Source organism: Streptomyces sp. NPDC058086, assembly GCF_042885015.1.
Lineage (GTDB): Bacteria > Actinomycetota > Actinomycetes > Streptomycetales > Streptomycetaceae > Streptomyces.
Map to the genome: position 1 here is coordinate 39,288 of NZ_JBHVST010000074.1, position 17,325 is coordinate 56,612.

At 71.6% G+C, this 17,325-nt stretch carries 12 protein-coding genes and 1 pseudogene; 5 read left to right on the top strand and 8 right to left on the bottom strand.

From position 1 onward, the window contains the following. Positions 1–7: 7 nt before the first annotated feature. Both ACFVWD_RS39835 and ACFVWD_RS39840 read right to left on the bottom strand, forming a co-directional pair. Positions 8–820, bottom strand: coding sequence for a TetR family transcriptional regulator (locus ACFVWD_RS39835; protein ID WP_355488256.1), 813 nt, complete (start codon positions 818–820; stop codon positions 8–10). A 136-nt stretch (positions 821–956) separates the two neighbouring features. Continuing rightward, positions 957–2,762 (bottom strand): 3-hydroxyacyl-CoA dehydrogenase family protein, encoded by a 1,806-nt coding sequence (locus ACFVWD_RS39840; protein WP_389602865.1) that lies wholly within the window; start codon positions 2,760–2,762, stop codon positions 957–959. Between the two features lie 385 nt (positions 2,763–3,147). Here ACFVWD_RS39840 and ACFVWD_RS39845 point away from each other — a divergent pair, with 385 nt between their 5' ends. After that, positions 3,148–3,717, top strand: coding sequence for an adenylosuccinate lyase (locus tag ACFVWD_RS39845; RefSeq protein ID WP_389602866.1), 570 nt, complete (start codon positions 3,148–3,150; stop codon positions 3,715–3,717). A gap of 140 nt (positions 3,718–3,857) precedes the next feature. Here the strand turns inward: ACFVWD_RS39845 and ACFVWD_RS39850 are convergent, their stop codons facing one another. From ACFVWD_RS39850 to ACFVWD_RS39865, 4 genes and pseudogenes are all read right to left on the bottom strand, one after another. Further along, positions 3,858–4,394, bottom strand: coding sequence for a GNAT family N-acetyltransferase (locus tag ACFVWD_RS39850; RefSeq protein ID WP_389602867.1), 537 nt, complete (start codon positions 4,392–4,394; stop codon positions 3,858–3,860). A 35-nt stretch (positions 4,395–4,429) separates the two neighbouring features. Continuing rightward, positions 4,430–4,819, bottom strand: a pseudogene (locus tag ACFVWD_RS39855) (RidA family protein); the annotation flags it as partial. A 56-nt stretch (positions 4,820–4,875) separates the two neighbouring features. Further along, positions 4,876–6,480, bottom strand: coding sequence for an alpha/beta hydrolase (locus tag ACFVWD_RS39860; protein WP_389602868.1), 1,605 nt, complete (start codon positions 6,478–6,480; stop codon positions 4,876–4,878). A 170-nt stretch (positions 6,481–6,650) separates the two neighbouring features. Beyond that, on the bottom strand, positions 6,651–7,703 hold the full coding sequence (locus ACFVWD_RS39865) for an Rv2578c family radical SAM protein (RefSeq protein ID WP_389602869.1): 1,053 nt from the start codon (positions 7,701–7,703) through the stop codon (positions 6,651–6,653). Positions 7,704–7,909: 206 nt separating this feature from the next. On the opposite strand from ACFVWD_RS39865, the gene ACFVWD_RS39870 reads away from it, so the two are divergent. The 4 genes from ACFVWD_RS39870 to ACFVWD_RS39885 all read left to right on the top strand — a co-directional run bounded on the left by ACFVWD_RS39870 (position 7,910) and on the right by ACFVWD_RS39885 (position 14,469). After that, entirely contained in the window at positions 7,910–8,353 is a 444-nt protein-coding gene (locus ACFVWD_RS39870) for an SRPBCC family protein (protein WP_101401831.1), read from the top strand. A 184-nt stretch (positions 8,354–8,537) separates the two neighbouring features. Beyond that, positions 8,538–10,922, top strand: a complete 2,385-nt coding sequence (locus ACFVWD_RS39875) for an MFS transporter (protein WP_389602870.1) — start codon at positions 8,538–8,540, stop codon at positions 10,920–10,922. Between the two features lie 159 nt (positions 10,923–11,081). Beyond that, positions 11,082–13,586, top strand: coding sequence for a SpoIIE family protein phosphatase (locus tag ACFVWD_RS39880; protein WP_389602871.1), 2,505 nt, complete (start codon positions 11,082–11,084; stop codon positions 13,584–13,586). Positions 13,587–13,740: 154 nt separating this feature from the next. Then, on the top strand, positions 13,741–14,469 hold the full coding sequence (locus ACFVWD_RS39885) for a class I SAM-dependent methyltransferase (RefSeq protein ID WP_389602872.1): 729 nt from the start codon (positions 13,741–13,743) through the stop codon (positions 14,467–14,469). A gap of 68 nt (positions 14,470–14,537) precedes the next feature. Here the strand turns inward: ACFVWD_RS39885 and ACFVWD_RS39890 are convergent, their stop codons facing one another. Next, positions 14,538–15,236 carry a hypothetical protein gene (locus ACFVWD_RS39890; RefSeq protein WP_389602873.1) on the bottom strand — a complete coding sequence of 233 codons (699 nt, stop codon included), beginning with the start codon at positions 15,234–15,236 and terminating at the stop codon, positions 14,538–14,540. 64 nt (positions 15,237–15,300) lie between these two features. Further along, positions 15,301–17,214 carry a hypothetical protein gene (locus ACFVWD_RS39895; RefSeq protein ID WP_389602874.1) on the bottom strand — a complete coding sequence of 638 codons (1,914 nt, stop codon included), beginning with the start codon at positions 17,212–17,214 and terminating at the stop codon, positions 15,301–15,303. Positions 17,215–17,325: the final 111 nt, after the last annotated feature.

Sequence of the window (17,325 nt, forward strand, 5' to 3'; positions counted from 1 at the left end):
CCGCGCTCTACGACCTTTCCCGCAGCGCCTGCTCGATGGTCCGCATGACCTGGTCCAACGGCGCGTCGACCCGGGCCACGGTCACCAGAACGTCGCCCTCGGTGAACGCGGACGCCGGCGCAGTACGGGGCGTGGCTTCTCGACCGGCCCCGATCCCCGTCCCGAAGGTCTTGCGGACGATGGAGAAGGCGTGGTCCAGCTGCGCCTCGACGTCACCTTGGCCCCCCGCCCGCAGCCAGCGTCGCAGGACATGGTTGTGCGCCGTGACCACGGCGGACGCGGCGACCTCCGCGAGCAGCGGATCGTCGTTGGCGTCGTCGTCGTGCGCGTGCTCGTCGAAGTGGCCCAGGAGATAGCGGGTGAAGAGCCGCTCGTAGCGGGCCACGGAGGCGATCTCGGCCTCCCGGAGCGTGGGTACCTCGCGGGTCAGCTTGTAGCGCGAGACGGAGATCTCGGGCTGGGCCGCGTACATCGTCATGACTTCCTTGATGCCGCGGCACACCGTGTCGAGCGGGTGCTCGTGCGCCGGAGCCGCGTTGAGGACCGCCTCCGCGCGGATCAGGGTGTCGTCGTGATCGGGGAAGATCGCCTCTTCCTTGGAGCGGAAGTGGCGGAAGAACGTGCGGCGGGCCACCCCGGCCCGGGCCGCGATCTCGTCGACGGTGGTCGCCTCGTACCCCTTGGTCGCGAACAGCTCCATGGCCGCGGCCGCCAGTTCTCGGCGCATCTTGAGCCGTTGGGCGGCGGCGCGACTGCCCGCGGCGCTCTCCGGAGCGTCGGGCGTGGCTGGTGTACGTGAGGACTTGGCGGGCTGGGACATGACCCGAACGTACTGCATGTGCGCAGGGGAGCGCGCATGTCCGGGGAACCCCCCGCCCTCGACGGGCGAGGGGCCTGCGGCCGGGCCGAGCAGTCCGCCCCAGTCGGCGGTGTCGCACAGCCGGTCGCCGGGACGCTCAGCGGCGGGCATATTCGCGGAAGCCGCGGCCCGTCTTGCGGCCGAGGCAGCCCGCGGCCACCAGGTGCTCCAGGAGCGGCGCGGGGGCGAGACCCGGGTCGCGGAACTCGCGGTGCAGCACCTTCTCGATGGCGAGCGAGACGTCAAGACCGACGACGTCGAGGAGTTCGAACGGCCCCATCGGGTAGCCGCCGCCCAGCTTCATCGCGGCGTCGATGTCGTCGAGGGTGGCGTAGTGCTCCTGGACCATCTTGATCGCGTTGTTCAGGTACGGGAAAAGCAGCGCGTTCACGATGAATCCGGCCCGGTCACCGCAGTCCACCGGGTGCTTGCGGATCTTCCCGCACAGCTCGCGGACCGTGGCGTGCACGTCGTCCGCGGTCAGGACGGTCCGGACCACCTCGACCAGCTTCATCGCCGGGGCCGGGTTGAAGAAGTGCATGCCGATCACGTCCTGGGGGCGTGAGGTGGCACGGGCGCAGGCGACGACGGGCAGCGAGGAGGTGGTCGTGGCGAGGATCGCGCCGGGCTTGCAGACCTTGTCGAACACCCCGAACAGCTGCTGCTTGACCTCCAGGTCCTCGGCCACCGCCTCCAGAGCGAGATCGACGTCGGCGAAGGCGTCGTACGAGCCCGCCGGGACGATCAGGTCCAGGGTGCTCGCGGCGGCCTCCGCGGTCATCCGGCCCTTGTCGACCGAGCGGGCCAGGGACTTGCCGATGCGGGCCTTCGCCGCCTGTGCCTTCTCCTCGGTGCGGGCGGCGAGGACGACCTCGTACCCGGCCTTCGCGAAGACCTCGGCGATGCCGGACGCCATGGTCCCCGAGCCCGCGACGCCGACGGAGCGGACCGTGCGGCCGGGGACCTCGGGGCCGCCGGAGAGGGGGGTCAGCGCGTCCCGCACGACCGTCGCGCTGCCGGGCGCCTCGTAGGAGTAGAAGCCGCGCCCCGACTTGCGGCCGGTCAGGCCCGCCTCGCTGAGCTGCTTGAGGATGGGCGCGGGGGCGTGCAGCCGGTCGCGGGACTCGGCGTACATGGCCTCCAGGACCGTGCGCGCGGTGTCGACACCGATCAGGTCGAGCAGCGCGAGCGGGCCCATGGGCAGCCCGCAGCCGAGCTTCATCGCGGCGTCGATGTCCTCGCGTGAGGCGTACTTGGCCTCGTACATCGCGGCGGCCTGGTTGAGGTAGCCGAACAGCAGCCCGTCGGCGACGAAACCGGGGCGGTCGCCGACCGCGACGGGCTCCTTGCCGAGGTCGAGTGCGAGGTTGGTGACCGCGCTCACGGCCGTGGGCGCGGTCAGCACGGACGACACGACCTCGACCAGCTTCATCGCCGGGGCCGGGTTGAAGAAGTGCAGGCCGAGCACACGCTCGGGGCGGGCCGAGTCGGCGGCCAGGCGCGTCACCGAGAGGGCGTTGGTGCCGGTGGCCAGGATGGTGTCCGGACGCACGATGCCGTCCAGCGCGCGGAAGACCTGCTGCTTGATGTCGTACGACTCCGGGGTCACCTCGATGACCAGATCGGCGTCGGCGGCGGCCTCGAGGTCGGTGAAGGCGCGGAAGCGGGCCAGGGCGTCGGCGCGCTCCTGCTCGCTGAGACGCTCGCGTCGCACGGCGCGGGCGGTGGAGGCTTCGAGGGCGGAGACGGCCTGGGTGGCCGCGGCCTCGCTGATGTCGATGCCGATGACGTCGCGGCCGGCCCGGACGAGGACCTCGGCGATGCCGATGCCCATCGTGCCGAGGCCGACGACGGCAACGGTCTTGAGCGGGGACAGAGGGGTGTCGGACAGGGGAGTTGCCATCGCGGGACTCCAGAAAGAGGGTGACGACTGAGGAGCGCACGCAGGTACGCCCAGGAGGCGCACGGAGTGCGGAGAGTGCGGAGAGTGCGGGTGTTGCCGGGCTGACTAGCGCACACGCCCGGTGCCGTCCGAAGGGGGGTGCCCGCGAGGGCGCACCCAGGGAACGGTGAAGCCGACCGGCCCTGTCCCGGAGCCATGTCGTACTGAGGTACCTGAGGTACCGAACCGACTGCTCTCACGGTGGCTGCGTCACCAGGCCACCGCAAGCAAGACGCGAGTGGGTAACTCGCTCGTCTGAGCTTAACTCGCCGGTAACGAGCGCGCCAGCCCCCGAGTTTGTGATGTACGTCCCGGAGTCATGGGGGCCGCGCCTAGGCTCGGTTTCATGGACGAAGAGTTGCGATCACTCACGGAGCGTCTACGAAACGAGGCGGGGGCTTCGCCGGCGTACGAGCGACTCGTGGCGACCGAGGACCCGGATGTGCTTGCGGCCGCGCTGACCGCGCCCGGACAGCCCTTGTGGGCACGGGAGTTGGGCGCCTTCCGGCTCGGACTCGCCGGGGACCGGCGGGCCTTCGAGGCGCTCGTCCTGCTGCTGAACCACCGCGACCCGCAGCGCTGCGCGTCCGCGGCACACGCGCTCGCCCGGCTCGGCGATCCGCGCACGGCCCGCGCGGCCGCCGCGCTCGCCACCAACGAACTGCGCGTCGCCTACGCGCTGCATCCCGTACGGCTCCTGGTCGAGCTGCGCGCCCCCGAGGCCGTACCGTCGCTGATCACCACCCTGGGGCGCAGGCTGCGCCCCCACGACCCCTACCGCAGAGTCGCCCTGGCCTGTGTGGAGGGGCTCGGGGCGCTGGGGGACATACGTGCGAGACCCGTCCTGAACGAGGCGCTCGCCCATCCGGCACTCGCCGAGGCGGCGGTGCACGCGCTGGCCCGACTGCCCGGGTGACACGGCGGTCGGCCGACGGGCCGCCTCCCGCAGCGCCTCGTCGACCGTGCTCACCGTGTCGTCGCGCTCCGGACCCGGCCCTTCGAGCGTAGTCCGTGATGTCCGCACGGGAACGGTCGGAACCGCAAAGAGTTCCCGCGCTACGGGAGTGCCCCGGTGTCGGCGCCGGGGCGCGTGAGGGTGCGGGCGTACCGGACCTCGGGCACGGCGACACCGTCCACCTCGAACGGCTCCTCGCCACCGTCGGGACCGAACCCGGCCCGTGCGTAGAACCGGCGTGCCCCGGTGTTTCCCTTGAGGACCCACAGCAGCATCCGCGCGTGCCCCGCGGCGGTGCAGCGGGCGATCGATTCCGTGAGAAGTGCGCGGCCCACCCCGGCCCCGACCCGCTCGGGGTCGACGTAGATCGCGTACATCTCGGCCGACCCGACGTCGTCGCCGCGGGCTTCGTCGTCCCGGTACGGGCCGTGGCAGGCCCAGCCGATCACCTCGCCGTCCCGCTCGGCGACCAGGTTCACGACCGCGCCGCCGCCCCGCCCGAAACGCTCGCGCCGCCGGGCCGCGTCCTCGGCCACGCTGAGCGCGTCGAGGTACGCCTCGGGCATCAGCCCCCGGTACGCGGTCTGCCAGCCGCGGATACGGATCTCGGCCACCCGCTCGCAGTCCGAGAGGACCATCTCCCGGATCCGGACCGGGAGTGTGCCCACTCGCCCACCACCGCGTACGCCTCGATCTCCATCAGAAACTCGGGGCGGACCAGCGCGGCGACCTGGACCGCCGACGCGGCCGGGAGGCGGTCCGCGGGTATGTGGGCGTCGCGGGCCGCGCGGACAGCCGGCATATGGGCCATGTCCGTGACGAAGAAGGTGAGTTTGACGACGTCGTCGAAGGTCGCCCCGGCGGCGGCCAGACAGCGGCGCAGGTTCTCGAACACCTGGCGGGCCTGCGCCGCCGCGTCGCCCGCGCCGACGAGCTTGCCGTCCTCGTCCAGGGCGAGCTGCCCCGAGACCGCGACGAAGCGGCCCGTACCGAGGACGACATGCGAGTACGCGGCGGCGGGGGCGACCCCGTCGGGGGCGGGAATGCGGGTCAGCTCACTCATGCGTCCATGGTGGACCATGGGTCTGACAACGCCCCCGACGGGCCGTCAGGGCGTGCTCAGCCGCGGTGGCCGAGCAGCCCGTGCAGCGTCGCGCCCGCCGAGGACGCACCGCCCGAGGTGGTGGACAACGCAGCCTTCGTGCTCTTCGGCTCCGGGTCCGGCAGCTTCTTGCACACCGCGTCGGCCACGCCGCTGCCGTGCGGCACCTTGCCGTTGGTGAGGTACGCCGCCAGGTACTTGTCCAGGCAGGCGTTCCCGCTCAGCGTGATGCCGTGGTTCCCGCCCCCCTGCTCGACCACCAGGCTGGAGCCGCGCAGTAGGTGGTGGACCGTCACGCCGCCCTCGTAGGGAGTGGCCGCGTCGTTCGTGGCCTGGAAGAGCAGCGTCGGCGGCAGCGCCTTGTTGGCGATGTTCACCGGCCGCAGCGTCTTCGTCGGCCAGAACGCGCACGGCGCGTTGTACCAGGCGTTGTTCCAGGCCATGAACGGCGCCTTGCCGTACACCGCCCAGTTGTCCTTGCGCCACTGGTTCCAGTCGCGCGGCCAGGACGCGTCACGGCACTGCACCGCGGTGTAGATGCTGTAGCCGTTGTCGCCGGAGGCGTTGATGGCGCCGAGGTTCTCGTAGGCCGCGACGAGCGGGGCCGTCTTCTTGTCGTTCACGTAGGCCGCGAACGCCCCGGCGAGGGAGGGCCAGTAGCCGTTGTAGTAGCCGCCCGGGATGAAGGTGTCCTCCAGTTCGGAGGCGCCCACCTTGTTGCCTGCGGGGTTCTTTGCGAGCGCCCCCCGCATGGCGTACCACTTGGCCTCGACCTTGGCCGGGTCCGTGCCGAGCCGGTAGGTCGCGTCGTGCTTGGCGACCCAGGCCATGAACGCCTCGTGGCGGTCGTTGAAGGCGTAGTCCTGGCCGATGTTGTCCTCGTACCAGACACCACTGGGGTCGACGATGGAGTCGAGCACCAGACGGCGTACGCGATGCGGGTAGAGCTTCGCGTACACGGCGCCCAGGTAGGTGCCGTACGAGTAACCGAAGTAGTTGATCTTCTTGGCGCCGAGCGCGGCGCGGATCGAGTCCATGTCCCGGACCGCGCTCACCGTGTCGATGTACGGCAGCAGGTCGGCGTACTTCTCGCCGCACGCCTTGGCGAAGGCCTTGGCGCGGTCGAGGTTGGCCTTCTCGATCGCGGGGGTGCTGGGCACGGAGTCAGGGCGCACCGGGTTGAAGGACCCGGGCCTGCAGTCCAGGGCGGGCTTGCTGGCGCCGACACCGCGCGGGTCGAAGCCGATGACGTCGTACTGCGCCGCCACTGCCTTCGGCAGCGAGGAGGCGACGAATCCGGCCAGCGAGAGCCCGCTGCCGCCGGGACCGCCCGGGTTCACCAGCAGCGGCCCCTGGTACGTCTTCGCGGTGTGCGGCACGCGTGAGAGGGCGAGGGTGATCTGCCGGCCGTGGGGCTTGGAGTGGTCCAGCGGCACCTTCAGGGACGCGCATTGGAGCGTCGGATACTTGCTGGTCCCGCACTTCTTCCAGGTGGGTTTCGCGGTGGTGAGGGTGGTGCGCGGTGCGGTCGCGGAACCGGCGCTCGCGTCGGCGGGGATCGAGGTGATCATCCCGGCCAGTACGGCGGCCGCCCCGCACAGAGCAGCTGCGCGTTTCTTCACAGAGCCTCCCGAGGACGGAGGATTTTGAGCCGTGCACGCCACGGCCTTCGCCGCATCGTCCCGGAAAGGGGCCCCGGAAGAACTCGTTCTGGAAAGTCTTGACCCAATTGAGCCGTGTGATCCGCTCGGATGCCGTCAGGAACGGGCCGGGCAACGGCCGTTCGCCGTGGTCAGAGCAGGGTGAGCTGGGTCGGCTCCGGCGTGGCGGGCGCCACCGGCTCGGCGGACTCGGCGGGCGCGGCGATCCTGCGGGGCATCCCCGCGCGCGTGGGACCGATGCCGTACTCCTGGGCCAGCTCGTGGACCTGACGGGTGATCCGGCGCTGGTACCACTTCGGGGCGTACGCGCCCTCCGCGTACAGCCGCTCGTAACGCCGTACGAGATACGGGTGGTAGTGCTCCAGCCAGGCCATGAACCACTCCCGGGCGCCGGGCCGCAGATGCAGCACGAGCGGGGTCACCGAGGTGGCCCCGGAGGCCGCTATCGCCCGCACGGTGGCGCGCAGTTGGGCCGGGCTGTCGCCGAGGAAGGGGATCACGGGGGCCATCAGGACCCCGCAGCCGATGCCGTGGTCCGTGAGGGTGCGTACGACGTCCAGGCGGCGCTCCGGGGCCGGGGTGCCCGGCTCGACGGTGCGCCACAGCTGGGAGTCCGTGAAGCCCACGGAGACCGAGATCCCGACGTCGGTGACCTCGCAGGCCTGCTTCAGGAGGTCGAGGTCGCGCAGGATCAGCGTGCCCTTCGTCAGGATCGAGAAGGGGTTCGCGTGGTCGCGCAGGGCCGCGATGATGCCGGGCATCAGCCGGTAGCGGCCCTCGGCCCGCTGGTAGCAGTCGACATTGGTGCCCATCGCGATGTGCTCGCCCTGCCAGCGGCGCGAGCCGAGCTGGCGGCGCAGCAGCTCCGGCGCGTTGACCTTCACCACGATCTGGGAGTCGAAGTCGAGTCCCGTGTCGAGGTCCAGATAGCTGTGGGTCTTGCGCGCGAAGCAGTACACACACGCGTGTGTGCAGCCCCGATAGGGGTTGACCGTCCACTCGAAGGGCATGCGCGAGGCCCCCGGTACCCGGTTCACGATCGAGCGGGCCCGGATCTCGTGGAACGTGACACCACGGAACTCCGGGCTGTCGAACGTACGGGTGGTGACCGCGTCCGCGCCGAACAGCGCGGCGTCCCGGGCACGGTCCCCGGCGGGGTCCGCTGTGAGGTTGTCCCAGCGCATGACGCCTCCTCGGTAGCACTGGCCACAGAATAGAACACATGTTCCCTTGATCGTGCGACCCGGTTTTCCGCGCACGTCGGAGCGCCCCTTCCGTGCCTCGGCGGGGACCCGTTCCGCGCCCCCTGGGGACCCCGATTTGGGGGGTCGGGCCGCCGGGTGGTTGGCTTGCCGCACACCCCGAGTCACCAAGTGCTGGAGGAAGTGCAATGGCGCAGGTCGAGGCCACGACGGAGCGGGTCATCGCGGCGGACGCGGAGGCGGTGTTCGACGCCCTGGCCGACTACAGCGGCACGCGCGCGAAGCTGCTGCCCGAGCACTTCAGCGAGTACGAGGTACGCGAGGGCGGCGACGGCGAGGGCACCCTCGTCCACTGGAAGCTCCAGGCCACCAGCAAGCGCGTGCGCGACTGCCTCCTCGAGGTCACCGAGCCCACCGACGGTGAGCTCGTCGAGAAGGACCGCAACTCCTCCATGGTCACCACCTGGCGGGTCACCCCGGCCGGCGAGGGCAAGTCCCGTGTCGTCGTCACCACCGTCTGGGACGGCGCGGGCGGCATCGGCGGCTTCTTCGAGAAGACCTTCGCGCCCAAGGGCCTCGGCAGGATCTACGACCTGGTGCTCGACAAGCTCGCCGCCGAGACGCAGAAGTAGCAAGGACGCACGCCTCTTTGACGGCCGCACGGCCCAAGAGGCAACTCTCCGGGGCGCGTTGTCACCCTCACTGGTTCGAGTGGATCCCCTCGCGACGCGGCGGTACGCCGTAACTCGTCGCGCTTGCTCACAGTTGTCGCGATAAGCGGGAATTGTGCGGTGGGCGCGACGAGGGGAGCGGTACGTGGGCGGGATCACTCTGGTGCAGGACGAACCGGCTGCCGCGCCCCCGCGGCACTCGCCTCCACCGGCCCCCGGGACCGCCCGGCTGAGCCCGCGCCAGGTGCGGCTGGTCTTCTTCGGGCTCATGCTCGCGCTGCTGCTCGCCGCCCTCGATCAGATGATCGTGGCCACCGCGCTCCCGAAGATCGTCGGTGAGCTGCACGGCCTGGGCAGAATGTCCTGGGCGATCACCGCCTATCTGCTCACCTCCACCGTCGGACTCCCCGTCTACGGCAAGCTCGGCGACCTCTTCGGCCGCAAGGGCGTCTTCCAGTTCGCGATCGTCGTCTTCGTGGCCGGTTCGGCGTGCTCGGGACGAGCCCAGAGCATGGACCAGCTGATCGCCTTCCGCGCGATCCAGGGCATCGGCGCGGGCGGCCTCATGATCGGCGTGCAGGCGATCATCGCGGACATCGTGCCGCCCCGCGAGCGCGGCCGCTTCATGGGCCTGATCGGCGCCGCCTTCGGCCTCGCCTCGGTCGCCGGGCCCCTCCTGGGCGGCTATTTCACCGACCACCTCTCCTGGCGCTGGTGCTTCTACATCAACGTGCCCTTCGGCCTGCTCACCCTGGCCGTCGTCACCGTCGTGCTGAAGCTGCCCAGGCCCCCCGCGCGCGGACGCGTCGACGTAATCGGTGTGCTGCTGCTGGCCGCCGCGTCGACCTGCCTGGTCCTGCTGACCAGCTGGGGCGGCACCGAGTACGCCTGGGGCTCACGGGTCATCATGGGGCTCGGCGCGGGCGCGCTCGTCGCGACCGTCCTCTTCTTCGTCGCCGAGCGCTTCGCCACCGAACCCCTCATCCCGCCGAGGCTGTTCAAGGACGGTGTCTTCAACACCACCGCCCTGGTGGGGCTCGTCATCGGCGTCGCCCTCTTCGGAGCGGCCAGCTATCTGCCGACCTTCCTGCAGATGGTCGACGGGGCCAGCGCCACCGAGTCCGGACTCCTCATGCTCCCCATGATGGGCGGCATCGTCGGCGCCTCCATCGTCTGCGGACAGCTCATCAGCCGTACCGGCCGCTACAAGATCTATCCAGTCCTCGGCAGCGCCCTGTCGGTCCTCGGCATGTGGCTGCTGTCCCGCCTCGAAGTCGACACGCCCCGCCTGCACTACAGCATCTGGATGGCCGTCCTCGGCGCGGGCATCGGCATGGTGATGCCGGTGCTGGTCCTCGCCGTGCAGAACTCCGTGCGCCCCGCCGACCTCGGCACCGCGACCAGCGCCAACAACTACTTCCGGCAGATCGGCGGCAGCGTCGGCGCCGCCGTCTTCGGCACGCTGTTCGCCCATCGGCTCTCGGACGCGCTCGCCGACCGCCTGCCCCCGCGCACCGGCCTGCCCGACCCCGAGTCCATCACCCCGCAGCTCGTCCACTCCCTGCCCGAGGCCCTGCGCGACGACTACATCCGCGCCTACGCGGACGCCATGCCGCGGATCTTCCTCTACCTCGTCCCGGTGCTCGCCCTGGGCCTGCTCATCGCCTGCTTCCTCAAGGAGAAACCGCTGGTGTCCCACAACGCCCCCATCGCCGACCCGGAGACCGCACGGGTGAACGCCCCGATCCCGCAGGCCCGTTCCTCCCACGCCGCCGGGATCCCCGTCTGCGGCACCGTGCAGCACCCCGACGGGACCGTCGTGCCGCGCGCCGCGCTCACCCTCATCGACATCGCCGGACAGCAGATCGGGCGGGGCGCCAGCGGCGAGGACGGGCGGTACGCGCTGTCCACGCCCGGATCGGGGTCGTACGTCCTGATCGCCGCGGCGGGCGGCCACCAGCCGCAGGCCGTCTCGGTGACCATCGGCGAGCGCCCCGTGGAACTGGACGTCGTCCTCGGCGGCGCGGGACGCCTCGCCGGGAGTGTGCTGACCGCGGACGGCACCCCCGTGCGCGACGCCACCGTCACGCTCACCAACGTCCACGGGGAAGTCGTGGCCACCACCCGCAGCGGGCGCGAAGGCGGCTATGTCATCACGGAGCTGGTGGCGGGCGAGTACACCCTCGCCGCCAGCGCGCCCGCGTTCCGCCCGGCCGCCCTCCCTGTCAGCGTGCAGGCCTCGCGCGAGACCCGCCAGGACGTCGAACTCGCGGGCGGCGCCGTGCTGCGCGGCACCGTGCGGGCGGGCGGCGGCCGGCCCGTCGAGGACGCGCGGGTGACGCTCCTGGACGCCGCGGGCAACGTGGTGGACACGCTCACCACCGGTGCGGACGGGGCGTTCCGGTTCGTCGACCTGTCCTCCGGCGAGTACACCGTCATCGCGGCGGGCTATCCGCCGGTGGCCACCGTGCTGCAAGTGGCCGGTGGGGGGCGCACGGAGCGGGATCTGCAGCTCGGCCACGAGGACTGAACGGCCGCCGCGGGAACCTTCGCGGAGGCGGCCCGTGCGCCGGAGCCGCCCCCTGGAAAGGTCAATTCCCGTATTGCCACACATCGCGACGGGCCGCAGCCGTACGGTAGTGAAGGCGGCACAGATCTTGCGGAGCCGTGGGGAGGAAGGGCCTCGGCCATGGACAGCGGCACAGCAAGTGGCACGGACAGTGGCACGGACAGTGGCACCGCGAGTGGCACCGAAGCGGGCGCACCTCACAGCCGCGGAGCTGGGGACGACGCGGTGGAACACACCGAGGCCGGGCGCATTCCGCTGGCCGTGGTGGTCGTCGACCGCGACGGACTGGTGTCGCACTGGAGCACCGGCGCCCGGCGGCAGTTCGGCGTGTCCAAGGAGGACGCGGTGGGCCGCCCCGCCGTCGACCTGCTCCCCGTCTCCGGCGCGCTCCCCGAAGAGGACGAGATCGGGCCCTACGGGGCGTACGCGGCGTACGACGGACTCGGCCCCGGCCTGGAGTCCTCCCTCGGCGGACGGTTCTCCTACCCGGCCGCCGGACGCGCCCGGCTCACCGTGCCCGAGCGGGACCGCGTGGACGTCCTGTGGTGGGCGTACCCGCTGGTCGGCCCCGGACCGGAGCGGCTGCTCGTGCTCGCCGCCGACGCGGACGCGCTGCGCCACGAGGACGCAGAGGTGGCGATCGAGCGCATCGCGCCCGGCTTCGCGCTGCACACCGACTTCCCCGGCGCCGAGGAACTGGCCCGCAGACTGCCCGAGATCCTGCCCAGCATGAGCGTGGGCGACGGCGCCCGCATCGTCTCCCAGGTACTCGAACTGGGCTACCCCGTCCTGGAGTTCAGCCAGAACGACCGGGTGCCGGTGACTCCCGACTGGGGCGTGCCCCGGCGCGCCGAACGCAAGGCGCGCCGTGAGTGGGCGGTACGTGCGGCGGCCACCGGCGAGCCCCTGCCGCAGGAGCTCCAGGACGAGGAGGGCGAGGACCTCGAGTACGTCGCGGTCCGCGAGCGCCTGGAGTTCCTCAACGAGGTCAGCGGGCGCATAGGTACCTCGCTCGACCTCGCGCAGACGATCCTCGAGGTCAGCCGGGCCGTGGTGCCGCGCTTCACAGACGTGGCGGGCACCTATCTGCGCGAACAGGTCGTCGCCGGTGAGGGCTTCCCCGACGGTGTGCCCGACACGACCACCATGTGGCACCGCGTCGCCGTCGAGCACACCGACGAGCCGGGCCGCTGGGACGACGTCGTGCCGGTCGGCGAGGCCATGCCGTTCCCCGCGCACACACCGTTCTTCCAGTGCATGACCACCGGGGAACCCGTCCTCGTGCCGCGCATCAGCGAGCAGATGGGGCACATGATCGCCGCACAGTTCGAGAAGCGCGACATCAGGCCGCTCATCACCAACCGCTCCATGCTGGTGGTGCCCCTGAAGGCCCGCAACGTGGTGCTCGGGTTCATGATCCTGCTGCGCCACCCGGAGCGCGTCGAGTTCAACGACATGGACCGGGTCACCGGCGCCGAACTCGCGGCCCGTGCGGGCCTCGTCCTCGACAACGCGCGCATGTACACCTACCAGGAGAGCGTCGCCGAGACCCTCCAGGACAGCATGCTGCCGCACATCGCGCCCCGCATGGCCGGCTGCGACATCGCCACCCGCTATCTGCCCGGCACCCTGCTGGGACGCGTCGGCGGCGACTGGTTCGACTCGGTGAAACTGCCCGGCTCCCGTACCGCGCTTGTCGTCGGCGACGTGATGGGCCATGGCCTCAACTCGGCCGCGATGATGGGTCAGTTGCGCACGGCGGTGCAGACCATGGCGGCGCTCGACCTGCCGCCCGCCCAACTCCTGCGCAACCTCGACGATCTGGCCCAGCGGCTCGGTGAGCACTATCTCGCGACCTGTCTGTACGCGGTCTACGACCCCATCGTCGGCGAGCTGCACATCGCCAACGCGGGCCACATCCCGCCCGTCCTGGTCCGTGCCGAGGACGGCCACAGCGAACTGCTCGACCTGCCGACCGGCGCGCCCATCGGGGTCGGCGGCGTGCCCTTCGAGGCGGTACGCGTGCCGGTGGCGCCCGGCGACCGGCTCGTGATGTGCACCGACGGCCTGGTCGAGGTGCGCGGCGAGGACATCGGGGTCGGCCTCGCCACGCTCTGCGAGTCCGCCGCCCACCCGGCCGCGTCCATGGACGACGCCTGCGACACGATCATCCGCGCCCTCAACACCTGTGGCGGCCGCAAGGACGACGTGGCGCTGCTGATGGCCCGGCTGGGCGGCATCGAACCCGAGGACGTCGCCGAGTGGCGGCTCTCGCTCGACCCGGTCGAGGCCCGCCGGGCCCGCACCGTGGTCCGCGAGCAGCTCCATGACTGGGGCCTGGCCCGGCTGGCCGACCCGGCCGAGTCGATGGTCGGCGAGCTGGTGGCCAACGCCGTACGGCACACGCACAGCCGTCGGATCGAACTGCGGCTCGTGCGCGGCGACACCCTGCTGTGCGAGGTGGCCGACGACGACCACACCCTGCCGACGCTGCTCAGCGCGAGCCCCGGCGACGAGTTCGGCCGCGGTCTGCGTATCGTCAGCACGCTGGCCCGCGAGTGGGGCACGAGCCGCACCAGCGCCGGCAAGACCGTGTGGTTCGAACTGACCCTGCCGAGGCGCTGACGCGAGGCGATGACCCGGGGGCGCGTACCGGCGTACACGGATCAAAATGAACCGTGCGGGAATGCGCCGCATGCTTGTCGACGCACGCCCGGCACGATAGACCGATCCCGCCCGCCATCCTCGGCGGGCCGCGGCGGCGACCTGGGGAGCGGGCATGAGCGTGACACATCGGTACAGGGAGGCCTGGGAGGGCTTCTGGCGCGAGGCCCCCGACGAGCAGGGAGCCGTCTTCTGGGACGCGGACCCCGCACTGACCGCGGGCGTCCACCTCGCCCTCTTCGAGCCGTACCTGTCGGCTCACGATCTGCCGGTCGTGGACCTGGGCTGCGGCAACGGCACCCAGACCCGCTTCCTGGCCGACCGCTTCCGGCATGTGGTCGGCGCCGACCTCGCGGACGCCGCGCTCGAGCACGCCCGCCTCGCCGATCCGGCGGGCCAGGCGACGTACCGGCGGCTCGACGCGGCCGAGAAGACCGAGGCGCAGAGCCTGCACGCGGAGCTGGGCGACGCCAACGTCTATATGCGGGGCGTGCTCCACCAGTGCGAGCCGGACGACCGCCAGCCGCTGGTGGACGCCCTCGCCACCCTGGTGGGGGAGCGCGGCCGGGCCTTTCTCGTCGAACTCTCCGAAGCAGCCCGGCCGGTCCTGATGGGCCTGGCCCAGAACTCCGACGGACCGCCGCCCAAGCTGGCCCCCATCTTCCGGCACGGCATCGCGCCCGGCGTGGTGTCCGACGACGCGGTCCCCGACTACCTCCGCGCGGCGGGCCTGACCGTCCTCGCGAGCGGTGAACTCCCGCTCGTGACAACCGAGTTCACGTCTGACGGTGCGCGGATCGAATTGCCGTCGAAGTGGCTGGTGGCCGGGCGCACGGCCGGCTGAGCCGGGCACACGGGTACGGCGTCACCTGCCGGTCGGTGACGCCGTACCCCTTCATGGTGGCCGTTGGGTCAGTGGCCGGGCCAGCCGTCCAGGTGACGGTGGACCGCGACGGCGGGAGCGTCCGGGGCCTTCGGTGCGCCTGCCACCGCGTCGTGCAGGACGGCGGTGACCTCCGCGGCCAGCGAGTCGGCCTTCGTCTTGAGGTCGGCGGCCGGGATGGTGGACCGGGTCAGGTCGTCCAGCCTGCGGTGGATGTCGGCGAGCTTGTGCTGCGCGGTGGCGTCCAGGGTGAACGGACGGGCGGTGGACACCACGAACTGGTAGGCGCCGGCAAGGGTTTGGCAGCCGTTGCAGTGCTCGTTGGTCGCGTCGCTGAGGTTCACCGCGTTCAGGTGGGTGTTCTGGCCCGCCAGCGTGACGATCTGGAAGGACAGCGCGACCGACCGGCAGTGCGCGTCGACCGAGCAGCCGACGGAGACCGCGCCTGCCTGGTTGCGTACACCCACCGCCTTCGCCGTGCCGAGCTGCCGCACGGTGAAGGAGTCCTTGACCTGGGTCGGATGCGCCCGGTCGGCGTGACTGAAGGTGTGGTCCTCCGCGACGGCGTGGCGGGCTACCGAGCCCGCCGCCGCGGTGGCGGCCTGGGCCGGGACCGCCGCGGCGATACCGGCCGCGCCGGCCGCGAACAGGCCTATGCGCATGGCTCGTTGGGAGAGACCCCGGCCGGCTGGGCGAGGCTTGCGGTGCGTGTTGGGATGGGTACTCACATGGGTCTCCTGCGGTCGTGGTTCGGCGGGACGACGGCCACCGGGCGGTGATCGCCGAGGGCGGTCACGGGGTGGCCGGGCTCGGTGCGCCGGTCGCGCTGACGGATTCGGTCGGCGCCGGCGGATCCGTCGAGGGCGCCGGTGCGGACGACGAGACGGACGGCGACGGGCCGGGCGGCTCGGACGGACCCGCGGGCGGACCGGCCGAGACGGAACCCGTCGCGCCCGGACCGCCGGCCGGTGTGGTCGGCTTCGTGGACGGGGAGGCGCCGGGTGACGTGGAGGCGGAGGCGTCCGCGCTGGGCGAGGCCGACGTGCTCGGCGCGGTGGCGGCCGTGGAGCCGGAGGACGCGGCGCCGGACGGCAGGGCCGCCGAGGTGTCGGACGGTGACGTGTGCGGCCGGGGCGCGGTCGCGGGACGGGCGGGCGGCTCGGCCGTGGACACGCCGGGCTGGAGGATCGGCGCGATCGGCGGACGCTTCGGCAGCGGCTCGGGTGTCACACCGGACACCCACGCGTAGCTCAGCGAGCCGAGGCCCAGCAGCGCCAGCGCGCACAGCGCCACCCGCAGCCCGGGCTTGTCCGCCGTCGACCGCTTCGCGGCGCGGAAGACCCGGCCGCCCATCTTGAGCGACAGATAGACCACGCCGGCCATCGGGCACAGCAGCATGAAGCAGCCGATCACGCCCATCAGCGCCGCGGCGACCTGACCGCCCGCGAAGGCGTCCCCGGTTCCCACGACCTGGTCCGTGAGCGAGCGGACCATCGTCGCGACGATCCGCGGCAGGTTCCACAGCGCGTACCCGAGCTCGCCGATCAGCAGCGGCACCATGGTGAGGACCCAGGTGGTGATGATGGTCCGGGACGACTTCTTGAGTCCGACGACTTCGGCGCGCGCCGCCTTGCCGCGCCGGCCCGGCACCGTGCTGAGCAGAATCGGTTTGATCTTGCCGTAGAGGTCCGGCACGCCGGCGAGGTCGCCCAGGATGTAGTAGCCGTCCAGCCGGACGGCGGGCATCAGTTGCTCCAGGATCTCGAAGTGCCCGAGATAGACCGTGGCCAGGAAGAACTGCTGGCCGGTGGCGAAGTACGCGCCCGCCATCCCGAGCATGAAGACGACGTTGAAGTACACCCCGCCCAGGTCGGTACGGAGCCGTCCGGCCCGGCCGATCCGGTAGATGTCCGTCACGTCGGTGTACATGGACGGCCAGATGAGGAAGAGCCCGCAGCCGATGCAGCCCGGCCGTGCGCCCCCGTATCTGCACGCCGAGGCGTGGCCGAACTCGTGGAAGACCAGCGAGGCCACGGTGAGCGCGAACACGACGAGCATCAGGACCGGCTGGTCGAGAACCTGGAGTACGGGTTCCACCGCGCCGAAGAAGCCGAACAGCCACACGTCCATGGCCACGGCCGCCGCCAGCATCAGCACGACCACCGTGGGGCGGTGCAGCCAGGCCAGCGAGCGGGCGATCCGGCCCGCCCTGCGCTCGTTGAAGATGATCCGGTGCCCCTTGAGGGCGAGGAGCAGGTCGGAGCGCGGCGCCGAGACCTCGTCCTCCTCCTTGCCCTCCGGCACGGTGACGCCGAGCGGGTCGAGTTTCTCCTCGACCAGGAAACGCACATTGTCGGCGCTGAGCTCGCGGCCGTAGCGGGCGCTGACCCGGTGCGAGATGGTCTCGATGTCGTTCACGCCGTCGATCGCGGAGGCGACCAGGTACAGCAGCCGTGACAGCTGCACGACCTGGCCGTCTCCGCGGCGCGCGATGTACTTCGGTTCGGTGAAGCCCGAACCCTGGTACTCCCCGTGCAGTTTGAGCCCGGAGCTCAGTCGAGGCACCGGCAGCGCCTCGACGCCGGCGCCGACAACCGGCAGGCTTCCCGTGGCGAACTGCTCGTAGGTGACCGGGATTCCCCCCGGCCCCGGCACCGGAGACCCGGTGTCGTACAGCAACGCGGGCCCGTCCCCCAGTGCCGTCATTTTGGTCCTTCCCCCCCCAAGGGGGGGCCGGGCCCCCCCCCGCGCGGGGGGCGGCGCCCTGGCGGTGTGGGGGGGGGGGGGTGTGGGGGGGGGGTGTTCGGCCGGGTGGGG